We start from the raw sequence: 26,984 nt of genomic DNA on the forward strand, positions 1-26,984 counted from the left end.
TCCAGTACTTGGTTTTAAAACGAAAATTTTAGGTTACAAAGAAGAGAGCTGCACCTTTACTATATCCTAATGCTGTAACTTAAGGAGGTACTATTCATGACAAATCAAGATCAATATATGATGCAGGATCCAACGACACAGTATCCGAAGGCTACACCAGAGTGGAAGCAGAAGCAGCCTGAGCCGGGTATTCAATCGAAGATGGAGCCTGTTCCGGATTGCGGAGAGACCAGCTATCGCGGAACAGGACGTCTCAAAGGCCGTAAAGCGGTTGTTACAGGAGCAGACAGCGGAATTGGACGTGCTGCAGCCATTGCCTATGCACGCGAAGGGGCAGATGTAGTGCTGTCTTATCTTCCTGAAGAGGAATCCGATGCCAAAGAAGTTGTGAAGCTGATTGAAGAGGCAGGTCAGAAGGCCATTGCCATTCCTGGTGATCTTAAGGACGAAGCCTACTGCGTGAAGCTGATTGAAAGTGCGGTCAAAGAGCTGGGAGGGATCGATATCCTGGCGAATGTCGCAGGTAAGCAGCAATATGTGGAGCAGATCGAGGATCTCACAACAGAGCAATTCGATGCAACCTTTAAGACAAATGTGTATTCCATGTTCTGGCTGTGCAAAGCGGCGGTGAAGCATATGAAGCCGGGAAGCTCCATTATTAACACTTCCTCCATTCAAGCTTATAAACCATCGCCAATATTGCTGGATTACGCAACAACGAAGACCGCGATTAATACATTTAGCAAAGCGTTGGCCCAGCAGGTAGGAAGCAAAGGGATTCGTGTAAATGTGGTGGCGCCGGGACCGGTATGGACTCCACTTCAGATCGTAGGCGGTCAACCGACAGAGAAGCTCGCTGAATTTGGTTCAACCACGCCGCTTGGTCGTGCGGGACAGCCTGCTGAAATGGCTTCGTCCTATGTATTCCTCGCGAGTCAGGAATCGAGCTATATTACCGGTGAGACGATTAATGCCAACGGTGGAACACCTACACCATAAGGTGCAACACCCATGATCGATATCTACACAAAAAGAACGGGATCTTCATCAGATCACCGTTCTTTTGTGTGATAAATCATTTGATTAGTAGAACGTCCTTATTTATAGCCCAGCTGTTCAGCATATTCATCGAATTCTTGCTTGGACTGCTCAATCAATTCTTGACCCGTTTTCACCTTGGCATTACCTTGGGTGAGCAGGGTACGGTTGATGGTGTATTTAGATAGTGCACGCTTATACAGAAGGTATCCTTCGAGCTGGTTGTAGCTTCCTCGAGTTAATTTGTTATGGATTTTTTGCAGCTCCGCATTTTCCGGCTTGATCTGCTTCAGCTGTGACACATATTTTGTATAATTAGGCACCACTGTATTGTTCAGTTTCAGGAACAAGGATTTACGGTTTGAAGAGGTTATGTAAAACGTACTTGGTAGTGCAGCAAAAGCTTTTTCCTCGTACTGTGCAATCGCAAGCAACTGATCGAGATAACTCTCAAAATCCAGCTGTTCAGCGGTTAATTCAACTTCTTCGTCCTCGCTAATTACAGAATCATCGGTTTGGTTTGGCGTACTCGATTCGCTGGTCTCTGTTGTGCCTTCGACTACTGTTGCTGCAAGAGAAACAGAAGGAAGGAGCGTGCTCGCGGTAAATACCGCACTTAATGCCAAAGCGAGTAACCAAGTTTTGTTCTTTTTCATCTTTCATAACTCCCATTCTATGTTGTTTTTAAACACTTGGATAATTTAACATAATCCATCATGATATTTACAGGAAATCATTTACATATAACGTAAAATAGTTCTCATAACTTCCTGTTTACACATTTCCGAAGGAGCAGGGGACTTACGAATGAGTTAACATGACATGGATAAATAGGCAAGTGGTCTCACTAGATATAGGGTGAAAAACTAAAATCAGATTGACATTAACGATATATCGCTATATTATTACGATATATCGTTAAAGAGGAGTGGATGTCATATGAAGTTTCAAGACGGACACAGGAAGCGGAGACATTTTGCAGGGCACCGGGATTTTCTTGTTGAAGGTCACTTCGAAGGTAATGATGTAAAGCACCGGCATGGAGGCTCACGCGGAGAGCATCGAGGCGGACGAGGGGAAGGCCGACATCGTTTCTTTGGGAGAGGTGAATTCAAATTTGCTTTGCTGGAGTTATTAGTATCTGAGCCGATGCATGGTTATCAGTTAATTAAGGCGATGGAAGAAAAGACAGGTGGTCTGTACGTTCCCAGTGCAGGATCCGTATATCCTAATCTGCAGCTGTTAGAAGACATGAAGCTGATCAGAAATACAGATACGGATGGAAAGAAGCTGTATCATATTACCGAGGAAGGCTTAGCTGTATTGGCAGATAGAAAGAAGGCTCAAGATCAACCTGGCGAGCATTGGGAAGAGCGTAGACGTCATCTGCGTCCGGAAAAAGAAGCAGGAAGACACCATCTACGAGGCTTAATGAAGGAGCAGCCAGAACTTTTGTTTCTTATGGCGGATGCTGTAAAAGAAATCAACCTTAATCCGGAATCAGCGCAGGCTGCTAAGATTAAAGAACTTATGGATCAATTTCAAACACAACTGAGTGAAATCTTAGGAGCTCAACAGAATAATACGCATCGTGAAGATGAAGCTGCAAGTAACGACTTAGAATGATAGACAACGCTTTCACAATAAAACCGCATGACAAATGCGGTTTTTTTTGTACAGAAATATGAAGCAGATCTACGGATGATAAAATCATTGAAGAGTTGAAACTGTTGCTTCATTTATAGTGTTAACTTAGAAGATACATAATTAAATCATTCGGGAGTGATTTCATGTCGATTATATTAATCCTCATGGCTATAGTACTGACCATCGAAGTAGTTGCCATTGAAGTAAATATGAAAAGAAAAATGGAAAACGATAAATTGATGCTGGAACGACTTGATCAGATCATTGATGAGCTGCAACGTTTGAAATGACCATGTTTAGTTAAACATGAAGAACATAAAGAATATAATGATATATTAAAAAAGTCATATTTATTTATATAAAATGAAAGGAAACTCGAGGCAAGTAATTTAATTTGGTCACATTAGTACATAAAAGGACTGCAATAAAATTACTTGTAAAAAGACCTAATTGGGTTTAGATTCTGTAATCTTTTACTATATGTTCACAAAACCCGTATTTTGTACATATGTATATGGGCTATAAAGATGAATTGCGCCCTTCTTTGTATTTTTGCGCTAAGTAGCTCTGTAACTCATGAAACGTTAATTGCTCTATATAAATCCTCCCCTTTAATGTTTATATTGTAAACAGATTTGCCAAATAAGGTTATTCGTGAAGCTATTAAACTATCCTGCCCGTTAGCTTAACTCAATGCCTGACCCTAGTCGATAAATAGCAGGTCTGAAATACTTGCCCACCTTTTCAAGCTCATTCATTACGTAGCTTATTTTATTCTCATCAAGAAACCAGTTTTCTTTAGATGTCCCTGTCTTATCAATGACTGGGCTTACATAAAATTCCGTGTCCCTCGGAAATACAAATTGATAAGTAAGCAGTGCTCTCCGTGCATGGTAATTTTTGCAGACCAAGACAACATTCTTTGGTTGAACTCCTCGTTGTTGTAAAACCTCCAAAGATAGCCGTGCATTTTCAAATGTGTTCGTGGCTTTATCTTCTTTTAAGATTGCCTCAGTAGGTACCCCTAGTGATATCCCTATATTTCGTAAAAACTCCCATTCTGTTGTTTCTACATTTGGTGTTGCACCACCTGAAGGCAAGATATACGGCGCAATTCCATGGTGAAATAACATTGCAGCCCTTTCAATTAATTGAGAATGACTTGCACCAGGTATTAATATTACATCCGACTTCTTTATCTCGGTTTCAAAGAACATAAAATCACTTATACAATCAAATGGGTAAGACAAAATAACTCCCCCTTATAAAATGCCCGTTATAAGACAAGGATCAACACTTTTATCTCCTTCTCCTTATCATGTTTAAGTTATAGTTTCCCGTTAGTTGAACAATAGCTGCCAGAAAATACTGACAGCCACAATAATTTCATTAAGGAACCTTCAATTAAGTTGTAGTAAACGTATGATTTCACCTTTTGTAAAACCGCCGACGAAGACAGCAACCATTGGATACCAGCACTCATGATTGATGAGAACCATCAAGGGAATGGCTACGGCAAAAAAGCAATGAGAGAATTAATTGACTTTATGAGGCAAAATGGTTGTAAAAGAATAATGATCGGACACAGAGTTGTCGGCAGTAAAACCGACTAGTATCGCTTGCGAATATATTGCGCGCAATTCAAAATCATGAACGTATTTAGATTCTGCAATCCAATAAACAACAGGAGCTGGAAAAACACTTTTTTGTTCTAACTTTACATTTAACTTGGTACAATCGTACCAGTTCTCTAGTGATACTTGCTTTAACTCAATATTCATAAGTAAATTCCTCCAGAATTTGATATCACAGAGGAATTCCCTCTATGATTATAATTGAACTTCCTCTGTAACAAGCACAAGAGCATATATATTCTTCATACCACAACACTCCCTTCAATAATAGAACACACAACCAAAAGTATACTGCCAATCAATGCTTTATGATTGGTATAAAATCGTTATAAAAAGTTCCCGACCCCTACCTTAGTTTCATGACTACGTTATCCTGCCCGTTAGCTTAATGAATTAACGGTAAATAACTATTAGATATATGACTAATCGGGCATAGGAACATGTTCTTGTCCTCAACCGCAAGTTTCAGTACAATATTACGCTTCTTTAATACCTAACCGCTGGTATTTAACCTCTCATCGCTTAAGTTGTTCTTAAACAATGTGAACATTTCATTTATTATGGTACTTAATGCAGTTTTAAGTGCATGTGAACAATATTTAGATATTCATCTAATCGGCATTCGGACTATGTTCTTGTCAATTCCGGTAATCGGTACAAGTTCTTGTCCTTGGCTTGGGACAAGAACTTGTACCGATAAAATAAAAAAGCCGCTAAATTAGCAACTTTAATGGGACCATGTTCTTGCCCCTTGACACCTCTTCAGGAGTCAAATGGTGCTGGCTCGTAATTTATAGTATTCTGTAAAAAGGTGACCTTTTCCTTTCACCTGTCTCTGCAAATAAGTATTTTAAATACTTCTTACTCTTTATTTCTCCTAATATATTTTTGCTATTTTATATAACTCATTCCAACTTAATTGCGTTTTTATAATTATATGACTTTAGCGCTTTAGGTGCTACTCCTCTTACGATCTCGATAGTCAATAAAATCTACATCAGCTCAATCAGAAGAAGACTATAGCTCTAAACACATGTTCATCGAAATCAATATTATGAAGTAGTAATATTTCGTATTCTTTCCGGACACTTATTTAACTATATCCTTAATTTGATATAATTCTTACCGGCTAACGCAAAGGTGGTTAAAAAAAGCTGAAGAAAAGAATTATGTAGTAGTTATGGTTATAAAAGATAGAAACACCAGGTCCATACACTTAGGGTAATACAAAACCGATAGGAACCTGACTGCGCTCAAACTATTAAAAATATCCAATTTCCAGGCTTCATTCATTAAAAAATGGAGGCTTATAATGAAGAAAATCTTCTTAGTTTTTACACTTGGAGCGGTGCTACTGTCGGGTTGTGCAAAAGAGGCTGAAGAAAGCAATTCTCAGGTTAGCACAAGTGAAATCGAGCAAACTGAGACTGCAACAGAAAAAGAAATTACTGAAAATAAGGAATTGCTTAGTCAAGATGAGACCGAGGGGATCGTTGTCAATGGTATAAATAAAGAAGGCGATATATTTTCCTCGATTAATGTAGAAATAAATGGCCGAAATAAAACATTTAATTGGACTAACATAACGAATCCATCATTTTATCCGCAAATATTCGTCGGAAACGTAGATGTAGACAAAGAAGATGAAGTTATTATTGTTCTGACCACTGGAGAAGGTATAGGTATTCGTGAATCGAATATTCACGTTTTGAAGAGAGACTTCTCAGAAATTGAAGTCACCGATCCATTAGATAAACTTAAGGATGTAGTAAAATGGAATTTGAAAAAGGGAGACAGTACCCGCGATTATTCTATTTCTATCCTTGGAAAAGGGAAAGCCTTTATATTTAATGAAAGTGATGTTGTCAGTTGGTTTGATGAACCTGTTATGGGCAATATAATAAGGTACGGATTCTTGGATAATCGAATTGTCGCCGAAATACCAATTCAAGTATCACCGGGAACATTTATAGGATATGTTATTGTTAAATTCAGTCTAGACGAAGGGAAATTATCTCCGACAGACTATCAATATCAAGAGCAAAGAATACTATAGCTCATGAAAAAAGAGTGAGTACAATAAAAAAACAGGCTACCACGATGGCAGCCTGTTTTTCTTTAAATAGATATTAGAAGAGAAATGTTTTAAATAGAAATCGATTTAGCATCGATGTTGTTCCAGGTGAAAGACCTGAAGGAACAGTAGATATATCAATGATCCCACAAGAAGACATTCACATTCCCCTTCACTCAAATAACACTTCAATTAGATCTGATTCTTCTGTTATTGATACTGCAGAAAAATACGACTCCACTTTTGTAGTTAGCTCTTCTTCTATCACTCCAGATGGTGATCTAATACGAATAATTCAAGCAGACGCTACAGCAGAGAAAGATGTAGTTATCGAACGCTTGAAAAAATCCTATTCACTTGAAAAATTAGAATAACAGAACTAAATGGAAATGCCGTTGCATATGTTGATTGAGAAGTAAGAAAAGTGGTCCACATTATCTCTAAGGACCATTTTATTACGATTTCTTCTAACATGCTATTCTTCAAGAATTATTGAAAGTAGTAAATCAAATTGAATTATAAAAAAATTAAAGAAATAATCTGAACCATTATTTAACGGAAACTCACCCCTTTATTCTTGCATTGAATTCAGTTGTTAAGCCGTGCCTCCAGCTTCCTTAGGATCTATTCGCACAACAGACTTCCTTACTCTGGGGAGTAGATTCGCCAGCCACTATTCGGAAGTTTCACCCTATAATGCTGATCGTAATCGAGTAGGAGGCTACTCATTAGTTGAGTAGCCGACCTCTCACACCACCGTACGTACCGTTCGGTATACGGCGGTTCAACCGTTTAAGTGCAATTGACGCAAGCGCTCGTACTGGGCAGGGAAGTCATAGTACCCTGCCTGTGCGAGCCTTTTGTTTGTTACAGAGCGATTCAATACTGCACTTCCGGCTATCCGCCAGTAGCCCAGTCTTGTGTTCCCCCATTGGTAAGCCTGCCACTCCGGTACTCCTAACTTTCGCAGGTTTTGCACCTTCGTTCGAGGCTTCTTCCACTGTTTCCAAATGTACATGCGCATCCGTTTTCGTAGCCATTCATTCCAGCTTTGTAGGATTCGTTTCATGTCTGCTACATAGAAGTATCCAATCCAGCCACGAATGTAGACTTACACATTTTCCATGACCTGCCGTGCATTCTTGCCCTGACTTCGACTTGTTAGCTCTTTTAGCTTCTTCTTTGCTTTAACGAGGGATTGACGGTGTACGCGCACGTATACGCCGTTTGCGTTCTTCCCCAAAGCAAATCCTAGGAATTTGAAGTGTTTCTTCGCCACGACACTGACGACTTTGCTCTTCTGCGTGTTCAATTGGAGTTTTAGTTTCTCTTCCAAATACGTCTGGCTGGATTCTAGCAGTCGTATAGCTGCTCGTTTGCTCTTCGCTAGCACCACGATGTCATCCGCATAGCGGATGACCCTCACACCTCGGCTTTCCATCTCTTGATCGAACTCGTTCAGATAGACGTTTGCCAAAAGCGGGGACAACGGTCCACCTTGTGGTGAACCTTCTTCCGTTGCGCGACGGACTCCCTTTCTCCATGACTCCGCTTTTTAGGTACTTCTTGATCAGGTCGATCACACGTTTGTCCTGGATTGGTTTGCGTAGCAGATTCAAAAGAAGCTCATGGTTCAGTGTGTTGAAGTATTTGGACAGGTCAATTTCGACCGCGTAACTGTATCCTTGTTCGGCATAGGCTTTTACTTTCCGAATGGCCTGCTGCGCACTTCGTCCCGGGCGGTAGCCGTTACTTCCGTCCGGGAAGAGCCGTTCGAACAGCGATTGCAGTTGCTGGGCGATTGCTTGTTGAATCACTCGATCCACTACGGTCGGGATGCCTAGCTTTCGCACGCCGCTCCCATCTGGCTTGGGAATCTCCTTACGCCGCACCGGGCTTGGTTTGTAGCTTCCTCCCCGGATGCTCTGCAGAAGTTTCTCTCTGTTTTCTCGCAACCATGGCAGCGCCGCCTCGACTGTCATACCATCGATTCCCGGCGCACCGTGGTTACGCTTGACCTGCTTGTACGCTCGGTTCAGATTATCTCTGTCCAGTATGCGTTCCATCAGATCGGTTGCACTGTCTCTTTCTCTACCTTCCCGAGCTTCGATGCTCCGCGCTCCTGCATACCCTTCGCGTTCCACGCTATCTCTTTGCCGGTAGCCCTTTCGGTATTCTGCTTTCATCGCATCGATTCTCCTTTCAGTCTGTATTCGAGACTTACGATTGTTCGGCCCTTCCCGAAAAAAAACTTCTCGGTACTATGGCCTCTGCTGACTTCTCACAGCAAGCTTTACTCCGTCTTTCGGATTTTTTTCCTACCGGACGTCTGTGAGACCTCCCCGGGTAAGAGCGATAACCTTCCCCTCATCTATCTGCCACATTCACATGCTGGAATTCGGGCAGTATTGGACTTCGCTTTGACTGGCAAGCTCGTCCGTTCCAGTATGCCTTGTATGTGATTTCTGTTCGTCAGACCGAGGGTTTGCCTCCGGCTTCCTTCAGATTCCGTCTCGCGACGGACACCCTTGCCTTTGGCTAACAGTTCCTACTGCCAAGCCTGTAGCGGACTTTCACCGCCGAGTTATCGCCCATGCCGGGCGCACCAGAAGAAGGGCCCACAAATTCGTTTGTGGGCCCTTCTTGTTATTTATCTCTGTTCTCTTTACCTTTAGGTACTCCATCAAGTCCATAGACTTGGTCATAAGCGTCGAAGATTTTACGTGCTACAGGAGCCGCGCTACTAGAACCGAATCCACCTTCAGGTATAACTACCGCTACAGCCAATTTCGGATTCTCGCGAGGAGCAAACGCGATGAATACCCCATTATCAATAACATTTTTATTGCCGTTATGCCATATTTCTTGCTGAGATGTTCCTGTTTTACGAGCAAAATCATAAGGGAAATCATTAAAAGCCATACTTACATTTGTTTTCATCCCCTTATGAACTGTATCCCAGTAGACATCGTCAAACTTCACTTCATTTAGCACTTTGGGTTCGATCTTTTTAACCACATTACCTTCAGCGTCGCGAATTTCTTTAACTAAATGCGGCTCCATTCGCTTTCCTTTGTTAGCAAGTGTTACTGCAAATTGTGCAAGTTGCATAGTAGTATATTTGCCTTGCTGACCAAATGAAGCAAAAGCAAGTCGTGAGAGTGAAGTTTCACCTTCATTCTTGTACTCAAGTAAACCTTCAAACTCTTTAGGGAGATCCACTCCTGTTTCTACCCCGAGCCCGAACTCTTTCATATATTCATCCCAAATGCCAATACCTTCACTTCCGTAACGTTTCCAAAGTTCCTCACCAATCAAGTCTACCATAAATGCATTCGAAGAATGTTCTATTGCGGTTGCAGCAGAAAGCGGTCCATATACATGATTCTGAGAGTTTGTAACATCAGAGTTATCACGACCGAAATAGGCTACTCCTCTGTCTTGATAAACGATCCCATTAGGTGAGAAAAAACCTTCCTTTAAACCGATTAACACACTAAGCGGTTTAACAGTTGACCCTAATAGCACTGTGGACTCGGGATGTGTACCGCTATCATCAGGCGGAAAAGATTCAACTGTACCATTCCTATAGATATACTTAATCTTGTCGTAGTCCCAAGGTGCATTTGGATCGTAATCAGGCATACTTGCCATTGCCACTACGTTACCAGTATCTACTTCCATCGCTACAGCAAAACCGGTTTTAGCGTTCTCATGGTATCTGCCAGAAACCCGATTTTTATGTAGCCAGTCAAGTTGTTCCATGATTGCTTCTTCTGTAGCTAATTGAATATCCTTATGAATGGAGGAAATCAAATCATGTCCTTTTTCAGGGGGATGGATAGTAGTTCCTTCTTCCGGTAAATTTAAGGGATTTATCGGTATTTGGCTGTATCCTGCTTTACCCCGAAGAACATCTTGATATTGTCTTTCTAGTCCATCTACCCCAACATATTCAAGCTCAGAATAAACTAGTCCTGGGTCGGTTTGAGCACTATTAGCTTTATCAATAGCTTCGTATTCTGATAAAGTTTTAGATGTCTTGAATGTTTTCAAATATCCAAGAGCTTGCACTGCTACCGTATCTTCATCATATTTGCGTACACTTTCCTCAATAACACTTACTCCTGGAAAATCCGTCTTATGCTGCAAGAAATAAGCTATTTCTTCTTCTGACAAATCTGCTTTGATTAGTCTAGGTGTATATCCATGTGTCTGTGTATAGTTAAGATCCATTGCAATAATAATGTCATCAGCGGTCATTGGTTCACTTTCTTTATCTTTGTGCTCTTCAAATACTTTTGCGATCTTATCGGCAATTTCGATCACTTCAGCACGGTTCGGATTCACCGAACCATCACTTGGTTCTCTATAATTTTTATATAAGGTTATATATAGGGATTGGATGGAATCTGAATACGCTAATTTAGTTTCAGCGGTCGCATCATAAATTGTACCTCTAACTGGAAGTAAGGGAATATTTTTTGTCACACTATTAATCTCTTGTTGAGCAAGAACAGGACCTTCTACAAATTGTAGTACTGCTAATCGAATTATTATAACTGAAAAGATAACAAATGAACTAAAAAAGAAAAGATTCAAACGAAAGCTAAAACGGCGTTTTTTAGATAATTCCTCTATATCATTCTGTTCCATAAAAAACCTCGCTTTTACCTTTTTAAACATATATAATACTTATTTTACTATTAGTAGTATTCAAACACAATAATTACAAATTTTTAGATCTAAATGTATTTTATGATGAGATTGCTGAGAGTTAGTTAAGCGTTAGACAGAACCTCCTAGTTCATACTGAACGAGTATACTGCCCCGAGATAGGAGTATATGTTATTATTTAAGAGAAACATAATTGTTTAGACGGAGTGTGATAATATGGTTGTTTCTATACGGAAATTACGAATCACATTTATTATATTACTGATAGGTATTGATTTGGTTTGGTTCTTCGCATCCATAGTAGAGTTTGACATTACACTCTTTAAAAAAAGCAATTATACCATTCCAATCATCCTACACATCCTTCTTTTAATTTTGATAGCTAGAAAAAGTGAAGGTAACAGATTAATTACTTTAGTAATAATCATTACACTTTCCTTTTTTCTTCTAATTAAACATTCTTTTACCCCCATATTCCATCCGTTTAGTTTTGAACACGTCACTATTCCTGCAAATAAGGGAAGTGTTATAGTCGAAAGTCGACCAGACTTGGTTTATTCTAGTGTTAAATATTATCGTGTTTATCAAACAAAAATTGCAGGACTTTTTTTAACTGAACTAACGACTAAAGAAGTGATAATTGACATTTCTAAAGGTGAATTTTTTGACATTAATTCTTCAGAATTGACTAAGGATACCGTCACATTCGATACCCTCAAGGGTAAACGGACCTTTAGTCTTAAATGACGGGACTGTCTGAGGAGTTCCTTTAGGGCAGTGGCTTTGCAGCCGAAGGCGTTTCAAACGGCATGTCTATGTGAAAAGACCAACTTCATTCAAAGAAACCCATTGTATTTTCCCGAGATGTTGAACATAAGCTGATTCGTTCGGACGATCCTGGAATGCCTCTGTACGAAAAATTTCTTTATTTCTTTTATCAAAGACAATTAAGTTACCTTACAACAGTTATTGTGTGTGTGCCCCGACAATACTAACTAAATTCCCACAGCAGACTCATGGTCGATATCAATTTATCCGAGGCCGATCCCACTTGAGGTCTGCTTCCCCCAAGCTATGGAACTAATTATTCATCTCTCACGTCCAATTGTATGGTTTCCTGCAAAAATCCTTCCCTATTCTCAGTAAATCGATAAACCTCAATCTCGGCAATGGAGTCATCCAGCCATGTAATATCAAATCTATCCAGAGAGTCTAAATCAAAATCGTCAAACTCTTTGAAGTTTTTCAATGGCGAAGCATATTTCCCGTAATATATACGCAATGAAGAATAAGCATATCGAACATTCCTATCTTTCACATCCACAACTTTCGAACTTGTCTCCTGCAGGTCAATTGTATGAATGTTATTAGGCGAGTGACTCACTGTAATTGATGTTTCAATATAAGGAGCATAATTATCAACTTCCTTCTCCCATTTTGCTGTTGAGGAGCAACCACTAAGCACAGCTAACAATCCTGTGATAAGCATACTTAATTTCAGTAATCGATTTAGTTTCTTGTATTCCATATTAGATTTCTCCCCTATTGCTTGATTATTCAATTAACGTTTCCCGTTAGCTTAATGAATTATGATACGGTTCACCGTGCTGTCTGTAACGGCAAGATTTAAGGCAATCCTTTCGTGAGTGAATTGTCCTTTGTTCAATCTCTTATATTACGCCGTATGCAGATAACGTACTAATGGCCTCTATAGTCACTCGACCACGTCACTCAAATTCTGAAGCAGACCCTGAAGCTTCCCAGCTAATAGGCCAACCGCCATCCGTTCCGACACGGATAGAAGATAGTTACGTACTTTATTAGGTATATTTAAAGCAATAAAAGTGATCTAACATATGGTCCTGAGCCCTGTAGTTATTTCACCATTTTGGTCATTAACATAGTCAGTTCCGTTCTCACAGTTTTCTTTGTTGTTCCATTTAATTGTATACTTGTTACCCTTGTGATTAATAGATATTATTTCAACTTTACCAATGAGCTTAGTGTTCTCTTTTATCACAATTGATTTTGCTTCCTCTTCGGAAATTTTCGGCTCAGAGAAGTTGTTACAGGCACTCATTACTAAAATTAAAAATAGAGAAAACGCTAAAAAAATTCTCTTCTCCATAAAATTTCCACCTCCATATTCAATTAGACGCTATCACTATTGTTGAAGTTTCAAACAATAACTTTTCTTTACCTAATTAGTACAAACATATTGCTAGATGCAATAATCTTTTAGAAAAATGCCTTCCAAAAAGAGCTAAAAGCTATGACGAAATCCAAAATCCCCCCATCTCGTAGAGGTGAAAATCAAGTTCAAGCATTAAGGAACAGCGCGATCTAGTTCGTAAAGAATCTGAACGGGGAGGGAAACGCATAGAGAAAGATAATAAACAGTATAAGTCTGAGTAATTCAATCAATTAATGAAAGTTAACACAAATTCAGACAACTTTTAAGGGCTAATCCTCTGTAGTTTATTGGATCATGTAGCCTAAAGTTCAATGAATACGATGCTTGTTATACCAAGTTTACGTAGTCAAATAGCTCTAACTTATCTGATGAATAACTCTGTCTTCATGATTCTAAACGTAGCTGCAGCGACTGCGTTATCATAAGGACGTCCTTCATGCTTAGTGATCAACTGATCTGGAAAGTCGCTAGTGTCTCACCGATCAGTTTGTTTTTGAACTCACTGAACGGTCGGTATGGAACAACTATTTGTCGGAGATCCCTTGTCAGAGGCAAAGGCACGGACGACTCGAGTTGCATCCTTGTTAGGAGCCGCTCTAATATTGGGGTAGTACCAGCGTTGCTGACACCACCCACAAACCGGATGGATAAAAGTGTAGGAACCATCCTACGACGAAGGAAGGAACCTCGGAATTCAAACCGAGTACGTAGAGCAGCTGCTTAACGTGTTAAATTACTCCAAGCGTACAAAATTAAGCAATCTCGCCCATCCAACATGCCTTTCCTTAAGGTACCGTTCAGCGCAATTGACCTTAAAGTAACCTGCCCGTTAGCTTAATGAAACAGGTGTTAAATTTCAGTTAGATATTTATCTAATCGGTAATCGGCCCATGTTCTTGTCCTTTTCGGCAATCGGTACAAGTTCTTGTCCTACCTTGTGCGCATTTCAAATCCAAATGGTACGCAATGACAGCCAGCACAGAAATCGCTCGTAAGCCATCTATTCCTGGCATATAACGCTTCTTCGCTTGATCTGCTTGGGACAAGAACTTGCACCGATAAAATAAAAAAGCCGCTAAAATTAGCGACTTCGATGGGAACATGTTCTTGTCCCTCGACATTCCTGTCTAAGGACAAAACTCATTTTTTTTATGTTGAGTCGAATATTTTCATTTTTATATATGCATTCGTATTTGTTAAACAGTGTCGTCTCAATATTTTCAACATGTTGGTACTCAACGTAAGTTCTTAACTCAACAGTACTACATTTGAGAGCAATTTTCGGAAACGCCCGATCTCTCATTTTAATTACTTCTTTCCAAGAAGGAACACTGATCTCTTCACATCCCTTCCCTGCTATATCAAATCATGCACCGAAGAAATTTTCACTGAATTGGGTGACTAATTTCTCAAGAACCGACTTCAATGGGACCATGTTCTTGTCCCTCGACACTTTACGTTAAATCTACTGAATGCCCGAAAATATTTGATTTACGTGCTTTCTTAAGACCTGGTTTTTTACGCTCATAAAGAAGCACAGGCCATTATCAGCCTGTGCTCTATATTACTTCTATTAAGATAATCGTTTATCTACACCATATTGATAGGGCACACCAAGATTTTCTCTTAATGTCTCTCCATCATAATCTTCATGGAATACACCACGTTCCTGTAAGATAGGGACCACTTCTTCTACAAAACGTTTTAAGTCGGTTTCATAAGCATCTGGTAGTATCCAAAAGCCATCTGCTGCGCCACTTTCAAACCATTCAGTTAGGTGATCCGCAGTGTCTTTTGCATCACCTAATGTTGCAGGATGGTAATCAATCACAGAATGATAAATGATATCGCGCAATGTCCAACCTTCACGCGCCACCTTTAAAACATTCTCAGCACGAGGATCAGAGTAACGGTCGATTTTTACCTTGTCTAAAAGTTCTGGTGCGATCGGGCGTTCTAAATCTTCAGGAGTGAAGCTGATTCCTAATATCATTCCGATATGAAATGCACGTTGTTGTACTATATTTTCATCCATAAAACTTGCGTGACGATCTATTGCTTCACGTTTAGAATTTGCAACAACCGGCATGAGTCCTGCGATAAATTTAATCTCATCTGGATTTCGACCCGCGTCTATCGCAACCTGGCGTAGTGCATTTCTTGTAGCAATACCTTGTTCTATCGTCCACACTTCACCAATCATTGCACTCGCATAGCGTCCTGCAAACACAATACTATTTGGAGATCCACCAGAGTGAAAGATGACCGGTTGTCCTTGTGGTGAAGGTGGAATTGGCAAGGCTCCATTTGCCTGTATATGTTTACCAGATATATGAACAGGTTTTACTTGGCTATAATCCGCAAATACACCGGTTTCTTTATCAGCTTTTAGAGCATCTTTTCCCCATGTTGCCCATAAGTGCTGTACAGTTTCTACGAACTCATAATGACTTTCATAACGTGATCTACTATCCATTAGTTTTACACCAAAGTTTTCTGCTACCTTTGGACTTGATCCCGTAACAGCATTCCAAGCAATACGTCCACCACTCATTAAATCCATCCCTTTAAATTGACGTGCTAAAGTAAAAGGATTATTCCACTGAGTATGTACAGTTGACGCCACACCAATGTGTTTTGTTTGTTGTAATATTGCAGTGGCAGTAATGATAGGTTCAAGCGTCATCGATGGCACCTCCCTGTTATCATTGGGTATTGCTCCAGGGAAATCACCTACAAATATAAATTGAAATTTACCTTTTTCAGCAAGTTGAGCATAGCGAATATCTGCATTAATATCTGGATAAGTAGTCACATTGACACCCTCACTTTTCCAAGCTTTAGCATTTGCACCGTATGCCCCTGTAAATCCTAAACCAAGCAACATTTGTTTTTTTTCAGACATAAATAAATCCCCCTAATTTATTTTCATATGGTATCTACTTGCTAATATGACTCAAAAATAAATAGACAATAACGAGTCAAACGTTCTATAAATATCTACAATCTTTAATCTTATATTTCCTAATCATTTAATCTGATCTGATTCATTTAAATACGTGGGTCAACGCCTAGCTGATAATCTAGATTGTTGGCATGTTTAACGAGACAGCTTTAAACATAGCATTGACAATTTAATGAATTTCAGTAGATCGATCAAAACGAAAATAATACTTAGCATGCTAAATATCAGCGACTTTGAATAGAACTATGTTCTTGTCCCGCGACATTTGTTGTTTTTTTCTTAAAAATAATAAAGTTCCCTATATGCCCTTTTTTACATAAAGTTCCCTACTTCATGTAAATTAAATTTACGGAGCAAATTTTGAGCTTTTTCCCTCAAAAGCATACGCACGCAATGTATTCGGGCTAAACCCATGAATTCGTTTATCTGCCTCATATTGATTCCAAAGTTCACTTAAAATCATAATAAAACCTCCTATAAGAGCAATTAATTCTAGTTTGCTTCAAATAAGAATCCTTGCCATGTCGTCATAATTCGCATGCCCCTCAGATCGGTAAGACATGATTTTTTACCGTCAGAAATACTTCCACTTTAGCTAATTCGCTGTACCTTCCTTCAAAATGGCAATTATCCTATATTACCATTCATAAAATACCAGCGGTCACCTCTATTATGAAGGTTCCCTTTTTTCTTCAGGGTCCTTAATTTTTTGAAAATAGAAGCTTGCGAATTCGTTTCTTCCGTTACTAATAAATCGTTTGTTTTTGAATCCAAACATGAAACAATCTTCTTTGCGCTTATTCCTGGGTGTTCTTTTATACAAGTGAGGATAATGTCCTCAATTTCCATTGGTTACATCTCTCCTCTATTTAATCAAAGTATAATCTATTTTCGGCTCTTCAAATTCATATTGAATATCTATTTTCTGGAAAATAGAGTCCCAAATAACCACCCAAAGTATATGATTCATATTCTTTACGGAAAATACCTTTTTCTTGTAAAATAGGAACCACCAAGTCAACAAAATCTTTTAGACCTGTTGGATATTCTTGTCGTACCAACAACATATCTATGGCACCCGCTTCATACCATTCCTGAACTTGATCGGCTACTTTCTCTGCCGAACCAAAAAATAACGTCGCAATAATAAAATCTGCTGCGGATCGCCCTTCTAAATCAACCCGTGCGTAGCGGATGTTCGCCTCAATTTTCGCTACGCACGGATCGACTAGCGGGGCGCGCTAGGCGTTTTTCAGTACCTACTACCCGTCGATGAGCGCCATACTGCAGATGATCTTCTGGTCTATCAACGGGTTCCTCCTGTCGATCCGGTTGCGATGCGGGTGTCGAGTCCGTACTGCGTTGGCAGTCCGAGGTGATCACGGAGGGTCCTTCCCTCGTAGCCGTCGTGGAAGAGGCCGCGTTCGCGCAGGATCGGGACGACGTGATCGACGAAGTCACCGATTCCGGTGTGGAAATCGTCGAAGTTCGTCACGAATCCGTCCGCTGCCCCGGCTTCAAACCATTCCTGGAGATGGTCGGCAACTTGCTCGGCGGTGCCGGCCACGTAGGGATTGGGATCGAACACACCATGGGCGAGTATGTCACGTGGCGACCATCCTGCTTTGGCCAGCTCGACTGCGCGAACAGACCGTGCGTCGTTTGGATACGCGCGGACGGAAGCGAGCTGCGCCGCGGTAAGGGGCTCGTCGGGCAGTGTGAGTTCCTCGTGCAGACCGAGATAGGCGCTCAGGCGTGACAGCTGCCCATGGACATCTATCCGGTCATCTAGCGCGCGACGTGCGTTCAGGGCTTGGCGTTCAGTGTCGCCGACGGTGTAACCGACGAATGCGACGAACTTGATTTCCTCGGGGTCCCGTCCGGCCTGTGCTGCGGCCTGTTGCACAGTTTGACGTTCGGCTCGGCCTTCCTCGATGCTGGATGGCATTCCGATGACGACGTTGGCGTACATGCCGGCTGCTTGCAAGCCGTATCCGCTGCTGGCGGGCATCATGATGACCGGTTGGCCCTGCTCGGACGGCGGGACAGGAAGGGGTCCTCGTGCTCCGACGTGCTTGCCTTGTAGGTTGACCGGGCAGATGTGGGCCGGGTCGGCATACATGCCGGCTTGGTCGGGCTGGCCCGCCTCATACCCCCAGCTTCCCCAGAGCGCCTGGACGACCTGCATCGTTTCGTGGAGACGCTCGTATTTGTTCTCCCGGAGCGGTAGTACCTTGCCGAAGTTCGCGAAGGCTTCGGGTTCGTAGCTCGGCACGGCGTTCCATCCGGCCCGGCCGCGGCTGATGACGTCGAGGACCTTGAGCTGACGGGCCAGCAGGTATGGCTCGGTAAAAGAGGTGGACGCCGTGCCCATCAGTCCGATTCGTTCGGTCGCCTGTGCCACCGCCGAGAGTGTAATGATCGGGTCCAGATTGAACATGGAAGGTGCTGTGGACAGGTCTCCATTCAAGAAGAGACGGTCAGGCAGAAAGACAAACTGCAGTCCCCCTCGTTCCGCTGTCCGTGCCTGCTCCACCGTGGCATCGATGTTCGTGTAGGACCGAGGGTCCACGTGCGGCATCCGCCATGTGGCGGGGTGCGTACCAAAGTTGTTCCCCAGGGTCACGCCCAGGATCATGTGCTTGTTTTTCATATTTCTATTATTCATTGATAAACCTTCTTTTTACTAGAATTAGTAAGAGAATGTTGTCACCTTAGTAAAACAGACATAGCTGTAGTATTGCTAAATAGCCTTCTATACATCGCCCTGTCACTGAAGTGAAAACAACATGTCTTCCTCCTGTAAAATCAATAAAATGATTGTATAGTTTCTTTAATAGTTAAAGATTCACCGTAAGATTCTCGGATAGATTTTAACATTACGACCATTGATTCCAACAAAAGCTGTACCTGCTCCAAAGCTTTTGGCTCAAATCGTTTAGGTATGTCTACTTTCAAAAACCTTCATACAAGCATACCCGTACGAAGACCGCCACGTTTATTAAGGATTGTGTGTCTAGAGCTATTATGCTTTCATCAATTCAGCGAATAATGTATATCCTTTTAATCGCGTACGCTGATCTGCATAAAAATCCGCGACCATAATCTCGTCGATGAGTGCTGTACGTTCAAGTTCTTGAATTTGTGTCTTAACTTGCACGGGATTCCCAATAATAAAGCGCCCTTTATTTTGTTCACGGATGGCTAGTTCATCCGGAGTGAATTCATAGTTAGCAGCTTCTTCCACCGATAATAGTTGCAGTTCCTCTGTTTTTGCACCCATATACATTTTCATCCAGCTAATCTCAGCGGGTAATGCCGCAAGCTTTGCCTCTTCCTCAGTGTCCGCCACGAAAATAAATTTCGATAAAATGCTATACGGCTTTTCTTCATGACCTTGCGCTTCAAAGCTATGTTTATATTGCTTTAATAATTGAACGTCTTGACGAGGGTTTAATTGACCTGCAAAAGCAAATTTTAAACCAAATTTTGCCGCTAAGCTTAAGCCACCATCGGATGAGCCTAACATAAACATATTTGGCTTATACGGTGCACCAGGAATGTTTAGCTCTTGTAATGGATGACCTACTGGGAAGGATTTCGTTAAATGATAGATGATCTCTTGAATCTGATCAGCTGTATTTACCTCAATCATTTTCTCCCTCGTCATTTGGAGTGCAATTTTTGCTAAAAGGTCTGTACCAGATGCACGTCCCATGCCTAAATCCACACGATTTGGAAACGCTGCTTCTAATATTGCAAAATTTTCCGCCACTTTATAAGGGCTATAATTAGGCAACATAATGCCTCCTGCCCCGATGTTCATATTTTTCGTTAATGTACCTGCAAGCATCATTAATAAATCTGGTGCCATACTAAAAATTGTCGTTGCGTTGTGATGCTCTGTAAACCAGTAGCGCTTATAGTCTAAAGAATCAGCTAATTCCAATGTTTCTTTTGTATTTTCTAGTGCTTGTTGCGGGGTTTCTCCCTTAAAAATATGCACGTAATCAAGTATTGAATAGTTCATATCGTCTTCTCCTGTTTAACGGCCTTTAGTTAATTTAATAATTTGGCTATTTCTCTTAATTTTTTTCTGCATAATGTTACGGTATAAAAGCTAAATCTAAATTTCCTCTTAACGTATCTGCCTGATAATCAATTTTAAAAAACCACGTTTCTGTAAAATTATATATGAATTATTTTCTTGCAAAGCCTTGTTTATTTAAATACTCAAGCATGAAGGGTTGTTTACTTCTTTCAAGATGATTTTCGATATGATCTTTCCATCCCTTTACTCTCTTCACTGTGAAAGGCGCGCTGACAGGACGATCTTGATAATACTCACGCATTTGTTGATCATAAGCTGCTAATTTTTCTTCATCGAGTGGCTGGTACTGATTATCGAACATGACCATCGATTGAGGCAAACGTGGTTTTAGTCCAGGTTTCTCTCCAGCTGGATGGCCTATACACAGACCAACTAAAGGAACCACATACTTTGGTAAATTTAATAACTCAGCTAATTCTGCTATATTAAGTCTTACTCCACCGATATATACACCACCGAGTCCCATTGATTCAGCTGCAGTTAACGCATTTTGAGCCATTAGCCCAGCATCGAATGAACCGATTAAAAGAAATTCAATGTAGTCAAGGTCAACATTCGGGGCAATTTGATGATTCCGGTTAAAATCTGCACAAAAAATCCAAAACTCTGCTGCTTCTTCAATATAAGGCTGATAGCCAGATAGCTGCATGACTTTTTTTCGAAGATCTGGATCTGTAATTCTAATGATGGAAACGGCCTGTAGAAGGCTGAAAGACGAAGTTTGATTAGCTGCCTTAAAGATTGCCTCCACTTGTTCCTCTTCCAGTGGTTGATTCGTATAAGAACGAATGGATGTATGATTATGAAGCATTTCAACGGTACTATTCATTTAATCCTCTCCTCTATTATTATATTAGTATTCCAATCTTCCGTATTGAAAAGGAACTCCCATATTTTCACGCAGTGTTTTTCCTTCGTATTCTCTGTGAAACAAACCGCGTTCTTGCAAAATTGGAACAACCAGGTTCACAAAATCAGCAACTCCATCATAGGCTATATCCGGAACAACGGAGAAGCCATCACATGCACCCGCCAAAAACCATTCTTCTAAGAAGTCAGCAACTTGTACGGGGGTACCCGCAACTACCGGGTGATAGTTGATAACCCCATGAGCAAGAACATCTCGAATAGATAGTCCTTGTCTTAGCCGCTGTAAAGCGATCTCAGAACGTGGATCCATTGGATTGGCATATGCTTTTTTCAACAAGTCTTCCGGTAAAGGTTGATCAATATCTATCGAATTCACCGAAAGTGGTAAACCAACCATGGAACCAAGGTAGCTTACCCTGCTCGGAATCTCGTGAGGATTAAAACTCATAAGCTGTCTTCGCCGTTCTAAAGCTTCTTCTTCGGTTGAACCTATGGAAAACATAAAACCTGCATACATCTTAATGTCATCAGGATTTCGGCCAAAACGGACAGCACTTTCTCGAAGCGCTTGCCTGTGTTCACGAGCAGATTCTATATCATAAGGATTTGCATATACACCAGACGCGTACCTCCCCGCCAATTCCAATCCTTCATTCCCTCCACCTGCTTGAAAAATAACGGGCTGACCTTGTTCAGAAGGGGGGATTGGCAAAGGACCACGCGATGCATAATACTCCCCTTTAAGATTTATAGGTTTAATTTTGTCCATGTCAGCAAATTGTCCGTCTTCTACATCTAACGTCCACGCGTCTTGTTCCCAACTTCCCCACAATGCTTGGACAATTTGGATCGATTCATGAGCCATGTTATATCGTTCTTTCCGACTGGCAACCTGAGCACCAAAATTCGCTGCAGCTGCTGGATTAGATGTGGTGACCGCATTCCATCCTACACGTCCATGACTTATAACATCCAGTGCTTTGAATTGACGTGCTATATTATATGGATAATTAAATGTAGTTGAGAGCGTAGCAACAAGCCCAATATATTTCGTTTCCCTGGCTACAGCCATCAGTGCTAACAAAGGATCCATAGGGAAACTAGGGGTTTGAGAGCCTAAATTACCGTCTAATACAGGAGTATCCGCGATGAAGATCATATGGAATTTTCCTTTTTCGGCTAATTTAGCTCGTTCCACATAAGCATCCGTATTCGTGTAAGCTGCTGGATCAGTGCCGGGCATTCTCCAAGCACTGAATTCACTTCCGTATCCCGAAACCATTTGTAGCGCTAGTTGCATTTCATTTCCTTTATACATGTTTCTTTTTTCCTTAATTTTAAATAGACATATGAACAAAAAATCTAATGAATTAATTAAACAGGCAGTCTTACATCGTTAACAGACTAAGTATAATTACTGTTTATTCCGATTGATTTAATTTATTTAGCATGCTAAATAAATGAGTTTAGTTAGCATGCTAAGTATGATCATAGGAGAAAACTTAGACTAAGTTACTCTCCATTTGCTTCAAAAGCCGCCTTAATAATAAGCGATCTTCCGGTGAAATTAACTGCAGTAATTTTTCTTGCTGCTCTTTCCATTTGGATTCAACCGGTTTCTCTAATTCTCTGCCTTTGTCTGTTAGAAAAATCCTCATAACCCTTGCATCATGTTCATCACGTTTACGGTATATAAACCCATTATGCTCTAGTGACTTAACCATGTTTGTTACCGTAGGCGGTTCGCATTTTAAATGTTCACATAATTGCATTTGTGTTACTCCATCTCCTAACCACAAACGAGAAAGCAAATTATCTTGACCTACATAAAGGTTAAGTTCCCTCAGTGATTCGCTATAATCTCGACGCATTTGGGATGAAACTCTATTTAACGACTGACGAATATCACAGTCCACTGTATCTGTCATGAATACATCTCCTCAGCAGTCAAACCGTAATATTTAGCCCACTAAATATTACGGTGATATCTTAGTGTCAACAGGGGTCAATTACCTTAACTCGACAAAGGAATCTGATGGGTTCATCGTGATATTATAATTATCTGTTACATCGGAGGCAGATCTTCACATTCCCCTGCCCGTTAGAATTCCTGTAATACGAATATTTGGAGTTTGAATAAAAAAGAGCGCCTCGTTAAGATGGGGTTACGCACGAGGTCATTGCCTCAAAAAGCCCATCTAGAGGTCGCTCTATCATGAAATTTAAAGCACAAGACAAACAAAATCAACTCATTGAAAACATTACCGTTCATCATTTAGTGGTGGCGTAGATATCGCTCAAGAGACCCCTGTAGCCAGGGCCGTCAGCTATCGTGGGATTGCTCTAGGGAATCTGCTCCCATTTGGAAATCACCGTGAAGGCCTCGAGCTTTTCAAACGTTGGATCCAGAACTTGCTTAAAACCCACAAACTGAGCAAAATTTGCACGCTGGCTCACCGATCAAGGTTTAGAAGCTGTTCTAGTTAATCCTCATCTTGTCAAAAAGAACAAGGAAAACCGAGATGATTCGCCCTCTAAAAGCGATCAGAAAGATGCGCTCGTTATTGCGGACATGATTAAAAATGGGTACTATTCCCCTGTTCGTTTTCATTCCGAGACTTACGAAGAACTACGTATTCTCATGGCTAATCGAGAAACCGTTACCTAGCGCCTCAACAGTGCCGTCAACCAGATTCATCGCTGGGTAGACATTTTTCTTTCCTGAGTTACGGCAGGTTTTTTAAGATCCTTACCTGCACCAGTGCAATTGCCACACTCAGACTCTTCCCGTTACCGAGTGAGATCGGTCAGTTAACTACGGATCAAGTTCTTGCTGGCTGGAAGCAATATGTGATACGGATTTTGATTTTTCTCCATGCCCTATATAAATCATTGAATTTTTGGAGATTGCTTCAATTAAGGCCAGAAGGCTATATTCACTCTTCTCTAACATGTACAAATTATCAGTAATAATGGGCAACTTCTCTAGATTTCTTTTGCGTTAGAGAAAGTAGGATTTCAAGGTATTCTTGTTACATCAAAAGCCGATCAGTAAAACAACTGCTGTAGATTTGCTCCATGTCTATACTTGAACTCTGAAGATGAGTTGCAAACACAGATCGCTTATCCTCTAAAGCCTCTAAGGCATACACCTCTTCAGGATACCATTTAAAGAAAGTAGATTCTTTACGTTGAAAAAATTGCCTCGTATCATATATTTCATCAAATGATTTGGGGTGACTTTTCATTTGTTCTCTAAGACAATGGTAATACAAATATTTATTATCGTCGTTTCCCAGTTCGACAACAATATTCTTATTGTCATGGGAGTAGTAAACATGAGCTGTCAATTGATCGTCTCCCATATATTTGTCACGACGCTCTCTAACTCTTATATTATACAACTCTTTGATTTCATGTTCTTTTTTAGGAAGAAAATCTCCAAATATATCTTCTATGTTATTTAGATAAACCATACATTTAGATTTATTTTTAAAGGATATTCGGAAAATATGGTTGAAACCAACCACTTACATACCAAGTTGAAATCGGAATACTGTTGAATCATCTTAGTATTAATATTATAATTATCCGGGTATGTGGTAATGGATGAATTCCGTTAATGTATGGGGGATATAACTTAATGAACGACAAAATAGAAGACCGCAGTGATGGCTTAGAGCCTCGTGATAACAAGGTTCGTTTCGTGCGCGCGGACGCAAAACGCAACATTAATGCTTTGCTCCAGTCCGCGATGACTGTGTTCGAGTCTTCGGGAGTAGACGCTCCGGTTCGAGAGATTGCGCAGAAGGCCGGCGTCGGCGTGGGCACTGTTTACCGCCATTTTCCACAGCGCTCGGACCTGATCGAGGCTGTCTTCCGTCAGGAGATCGATGCTTGCGCATATGCTGCGGGAGATTTAGCCTCTAAATATGAACCCGTTGAGGCACTAGAGCGATGGATGCAGCGTTACTTGGACTTCATAGCAACTAAACGCGGACTTGCGGCGGCTCTACATTCAAACGATCCGGCATACGAGACTTTGCCTGTCTGCTTTGTAAAGGAACTAAGTCCGGCACTAAAGTCCTTGCTTGAAACAGCGACAGCTGCCGGTGAGGTACGTGCCGATGTCGAACCAGACGAATTGCTGTGGGCGGTCGCGAGCCTCTGTACGGCGGTACATGACGGAGATACTGTGCATGCGCAACATATTGTTGCACTGCTCGTGGATGGGTTGCGCTACCGCGCGAACCGCTAACGCCTCGTTAAGTGGACGGAGGTTGTCTCCGTCGAATCGATAAGAAATACACAATGCGCTCCATCACCGGTTCGACGCCGGTGAGGGAGCGCACTTTGCATTTCTTAGAGCTTATTTGGATTCAATTCGACCAATTGGGTTGGTACTCTCCGACAAAGTCTTTTGCACTACCGACCAGCTGGTGTGCTCAATGTCGAGTGCTTGGCGAAGGTAAGCCCATGTGACCCGCTGGATCAAAGCGACACGTTCCGGGTTTTCATCTGTTGTTTCCTTAACCTCGTAACCCGAGATTCCACCAAGTAAGTGTTCTGCGCCAAAGAGGGTAAGCAAGCTCTCGGCTCCCGGGCTGAAGAAGTAGGGGTCGGTCATCCATTCCGGGCCGCGGACGGTCAACTGATATTTTTGCGGGATGTTGTCCTGATCCCCGGCGACCACAAGGGTAGGTGTGGTCATGTGCGCGAAGCTCACGTTCAGGTGCGGCATGTTCTCGGCCGCGAACGGTGTCAGGCTGTCCCCGCCTTGCCCAGCCGTAGCCAATAGCACGCCCGCTTTGATGCGCGAGTCGGCCAGATCCTCTTCCTTCTTGGTTTCCGGGTTGAGAACTCGCAAGCCCAAAAGATTGCCCGCCGTTTGGCCGCCGAAGGAGTGTCCGGCTGTAGCGATACGGCTTCGGTCAAGACGTCCGCTGAGGCCGGGAACGGAAGATTCTAGGAGATCTAGCTGATCGAGGATGAGCTTCATGTCTTCGACTCGGAAACGCCAGATCCGTGGTGTGCGGGGATCGTTCTTAGGAAGGCCCACTGTCCTCGAGTCGAGATGGGTGGGTTGTATGACCACGAAGCCGTGTGCAGCCCAGAAGTCAACCAAGGGGCCGTAGCCCTCCAACGAAGAGCCGGATCCATGTGAGAAAACAATGATAGGTAAATTACGACCGGTCGTCGGCGCGGATACTCTCACTCGCAGATCCTCACCACGGCCTGGGGCTGATAACACTATCGGCTTCACCGAGATGACTGGAGAGGAAGCGTTAATCTTGAATTCCATAATAATTGTTCCTTCCCTTCTTTAAAAGATATTAAGATTTATGGCTAACGCCGCCTTTGTTTTGCAAAGATAAGCTTAAACGGAACCACGTTCCTATTATAAACGGAACATAATTCCGTTTGCAATAAGTTTTTAATAAATCACTCGATTAGGCCTCATTCATCAACATTCCCCTACTTTAATGGCAAATCATCTCCAGAGCATCAATCAGCCGACCATCCTTCTGAAAGGAAGTAAAAACTATCATTTCTCAAAAATCTTTTCCCGCCCTTCTTTCATCTCAAGACACCATCGGCATGCAGAGCCGATCACTGTATCAAGTCCATTTCTAGTATCAAAATGTATCCTACCCCACAAAAATGTTCCGTTCACACAAAAAAGTGCGTACTTTTCACCAATTAGAAAGGCTGATAACCTTACATACAGAACGATCAATCCACAATTGATTGTGCGACACACAGTCGTTAAAAAA

General features: G+C 41.5%; 24 protein-coding genes and 2 pseudogenes. 8 read left to right on the plus strand and 18 right to left on the minus strand.

Annotated elements, in window-relative coordinates:
- Window positions 1-96: 96 nt before the first annotated feature.
- On the plus strand, window positions 97-999 hold the full coding sequence (locus BK126_RS25185; protein WP_076315257.1) for an SDR family oxidoreductase: 903 nt from the start codon (window positions 97-99) through the stop codon (window positions 997-999).
- Window positions 1,000-1,097: 98 nt separating this feature from the next.
- On the opposite strand, the gene BK126_RS25190 is transcribed toward BK126_RS25185, so the two are convergent.
- Window positions 1,098-1,694: a hypothetical protein gene (locus tag BK126_RS25190; protein WP_076315258.1), complete on the minus strand. Its 597-nt coding sequence runs from the start codon at window positions 1,692-1,694 to the stop codon at window positions 1,098-1,100.
- Window positions 1,695-1,977: 283 nt separating this feature from the next.
- On the opposite strand from BK126_RS25190, the gene BK126_RS25195 reads away from it, so the two are divergent.
- Both BK126_RS25195 and BK126_RS29545 read left to right on the plus strand, forming a co-directional pair.
- Window positions 1,978-2,664, plus strand: coding sequence for a PadR family transcriptional regulator (locus BK126_RS25195; RefSeq protein WP_076315259.1), 687 nt, complete (start codon window positions 1,978-1,980; stop codon window positions 2,662-2,664).
- A gap of 164 nt (window positions 2,665-2,828) precedes the next feature.
- Window positions 2,829-2,975, plus strand: a complete 147-nt coding sequence (locus BK126_RS29545; RefSeq protein ID WP_179085595.1) for a hypothetical protein — start codon at window positions 2,829-2,831, stop codon at window positions 2,973-2,975.
- A gap of 390 nt (window positions 2,976-3,365) precedes the next feature.
- Here the strand turns inward: BK126_RS29545 and BK126_RS25200 are convergent, their stop codons facing one another.
- Window positions 3,366-3,935: a YdcF family protein gene (locus BK126_RS25200; protein WP_076315260.1), complete on the minus strand. Its 570-nt coding sequence runs from the start codon at window positions 3,933-3,935 to the stop codon at window positions 3,366-3,368.
- Between the two features lie 285 nt (window positions 3,936-4,220).
- The gene (locus BK126_RS25210; protein ID WP_256703041.1) at window positions 4,221-4,466 is read right to left on the minus strand and encodes a hypothetical protein; all 246 of its coding nucleotides are present in this window, start codon (window positions 4,464-4,466) and stop codon (window positions 4,221-4,223) included.
- Between the two features lie 1,165 nt (window positions 4,467-5,631).
- Here BK126_RS25210 and BK126_RS25215 point away from each other — a divergent pair.
- Together BK126_RS25215 and BK126_RS29205 are read left to right on the plus strand one after the other, a co-directional pair.
- Window positions 5,632-6,375, plus strand: a complete 744-nt coding sequence (locus tag BK126_RS25215; protein ID WP_076315261.1) for a hypothetical protein — start codon at window positions 5,632-5,634, stop codon at window positions 6,373-6,375.
- Between the two features lie 158 nt (window positions 6,376-6,533).
- A complete protein-coding gene (locus BK126_RS29205) occupies window positions 6,534-6,767 on the plus strand; it encodes a hypothetical protein (protein WP_143757796.1) in 234 nt (77 codons plus the stop codon).
- 410 nt (window positions 6,768-7,177) lie between these two features.
- Here BK126_RS29205 and BK126_RS29665 read toward each other — a convergent pair whose 3' ends face one another.
- From BK126_RS29665 to BK126_RS25225, 3 genes and pseudogenes are all read right to left on the minus strand, one after another.
- The gene (locus BK126_RS29665) at window positions 7,178-7,462 is read right to left on the minus strand and encodes a hypothetical protein (protein ID WP_218639264.1); all 285 of its coding nucleotides are present in this window, start codon (window positions 7,460-7,462) and stop codon (window positions 7,178-7,180) included.
- 42 nt (window positions 7,463-7,504) lie between these two features.
- Window positions 7,505-8,579: pseudogene (ltrA, locus tag BK126_RS29675) on the minus strand (group II intron reverse transcriptase/maturase).
- Window positions 8,580-9,039: 460 nt separating this feature from the next.
- Window positions 9,040-11,049 carry a peptidoglycan D,D-transpeptidase FtsI family protein gene (locus tag BK126_RS25225; protein WP_076315262.1) on the minus strand — a complete coding sequence of 670 codons (2,010 nt, stop codon included), beginning with the start codon at window positions 11,047-11,049 and terminating at the stop codon, window positions 9,040-9,042.
- 237 nt (window positions 11,050-11,286) lie between these two features.
- Here BK126_RS25225 and BK126_RS25230 point away from each other — a divergent pair, with 237 nt between their 5' ends.
- Window positions 11,287-11,817 (plus strand): hypothetical protein, encoded by a 531-nt coding sequence (locus BK126_RS25230; RefSeq protein ID WP_076315263.1) that lies wholly within the window; start codon window positions 11,287-11,289, stop codon window positions 11,815-11,817.
- Window positions 11,818-12,154: 337 nt separating this feature from the next.
- Here the strand turns inward: BK126_RS25230 and BK126_RS25235 are convergent, their stop codons facing one another.
- From BK126_RS25235 to BK126_RS25290, 10 genes are all read right to left on the minus strand, one after another.
- The gene (locus tag BK126_RS25235) at window positions 12,155-12,598 is read right to left on the minus strand and encodes a hypothetical protein (RefSeq protein ID WP_076315264.1); all 444 of its coding nucleotides are present in this window, start codon (window positions 12,596-12,598) and stop codon (window positions 12,155-12,157) included.
- 321 nt (window positions 12,599-12,919) lie between these two features.
- The gene (locus BK126_RS25240; protein WP_076315265.1) at window positions 12,920-13,198 is read right to left on the minus strand and encodes a hypothetical protein; all 279 of its coding nucleotides are present in this window, start codon (window positions 13,196-13,198) and stop codon (window positions 12,920-12,922) included.
- 1,639 nt (window positions 13,199-14,837) lie between these two features.
- Window positions 14,838-16,169, minus strand: a complete 1,332-nt coding sequence (locus BK126_RS25250) for an NtaA/DmoA family FMN-dependent monooxygenase (RefSeq protein WP_076315267.1) — start codon at window positions 16,167-16,169, stop codon at window positions 14,838-14,840.
- A gap of 687 nt (window positions 16,170-16,856) precedes the next feature.
- A complete protein-coding gene (locus BK126_RS25260) occupies window positions 16,857-17,078 on the minus strand; it encodes a hypothetical protein (protein ID WP_076315268.1) in 222 nt (73 codons plus the stop codon).
- A 56-nt stretch (window positions 17,079-17,134) separates the two neighbouring features.
- Complete coding sequence (locus BK126_RS25265; RefSeq protein ID WP_218639266.1) at window positions 17,135-17,296, minus strand: hypothetical protein; 162 nt, start codon at window positions 17,294-17,296, stop codon at window positions 17,135-17,137.
- Between the two features lie 239 nt (window positions 17,297-17,535).
- Complete coding sequence (locus BK126_RS25270) at window positions 17,536-18,897, minus strand: NtaA/DmoA family FMN-dependent monooxygenase (protein ID WP_083656200.1); 1,362 nt, start codon at window positions 18,895-18,897, stop codon at window positions 17,536-17,538.
- A 357-nt stretch (window positions 18,898-19,254) separates the two neighbouring features.
- A complete protein-coding gene (locus BK126_RS25275) occupies window positions 19,255-20,259 on the minus strand; it encodes an MsnO8 family LLM class oxidoreductase (RefSeq protein ID WP_076315269.1) in 1,005 nt (334 codons plus the stop codon).
- A 169-nt stretch (window positions 20,260-20,428) separates the two neighbouring features.
- Window positions 20,429-21,169 (minus strand): oxygen-insensitive NADPH nitroreductase, encoded by a 741-nt coding sequence (gene nfsA, locus BK126_RS25280; RefSeq protein WP_076315270.1) that lies wholly within the window; start codon window positions 21,167-21,169, stop codon window positions 20,429-20,431.
- A gap of 24 nt (window positions 21,170-21,193) precedes the next feature.
- Entirely contained in the window at window positions 21,194-22,528 is a 1,335-nt protein-coding gene (locus BK126_RS25285) for an NtaA/DmoA family FMN-dependent monooxygenase (protein WP_076315271.1), read from the minus strand.
- 184 nt (window positions 22,529-22,712) lie between these two features.
- A complete protein-coding gene (locus tag BK126_RS25290; RefSeq protein WP_076315272.1) occupies window positions 22,713-23,138 on the minus strand; it encodes a MarR family winged helix-turn-helix transcriptional regulator in 426 nt (141 codons plus the stop codon).
- 287 nt (window positions 23,139-23,425) lie between these two features.
- Between BK126_RS25290 and BK126_RS30365 the strand changes: the two are divergent.
- Window positions 23,426-24,069: pseudogene (locus BK126_RS30365) on the plus strand (IS110 family transposase); the annotation flags it as partial.
- A 173-nt stretch (window positions 24,070-24,242) separates the two neighbouring features.
- Here the strand turns inward: BK126_RS30365 and BK126_RS25300 are convergent.
- Window positions 24,243-24,740 (minus strand): hypothetical protein, encoded by a 498-nt coding sequence (locus BK126_RS25300; RefSeq protein ID WP_076315273.1) that lies wholly within the window; start codon window positions 24,738-24,740, stop codon window positions 24,243-24,245.
- Between the two features lie 113 nt (window positions 24,741-24,853).
- On the opposite strand from BK126_RS25300, the gene BK126_RS25305 reads away from it, so the two are divergent.
- A complete protein-coding gene (locus BK126_RS25305) occupies window positions 24,854-25,468 on the plus strand; it encodes a TetR/AcrR family transcriptional regulator (RefSeq protein WP_076315274.1) in 615 nt (204 codons plus the stop codon).
- 111 nt (window positions 25,469-25,579) lie between these two features.
- On the opposite strand, the gene BK126_RS25310 is transcribed toward BK126_RS25305, so the two are convergent.
- A complete protein-coding gene (locus tag BK126_RS25310; protein WP_076315275.1) occupies window positions 25,580-26,512 on the minus strand; it encodes an alpha/beta hydrolase family protein in 933 nt (310 codons plus the stop codon).
- Window positions 26,513-26,984: the final 472 nt, after the last annotated feature.

Origin of the sequence: Paenibacillus sp. FSL H7-0326 (assembly GCF_001955535.1) — a bacterium.
GTDB lineage: Bacteria > Bacillota > Bacilli > Paenibacillales > Paenibacillaceae > Paenibacillus > Paenibacillus shunpengii.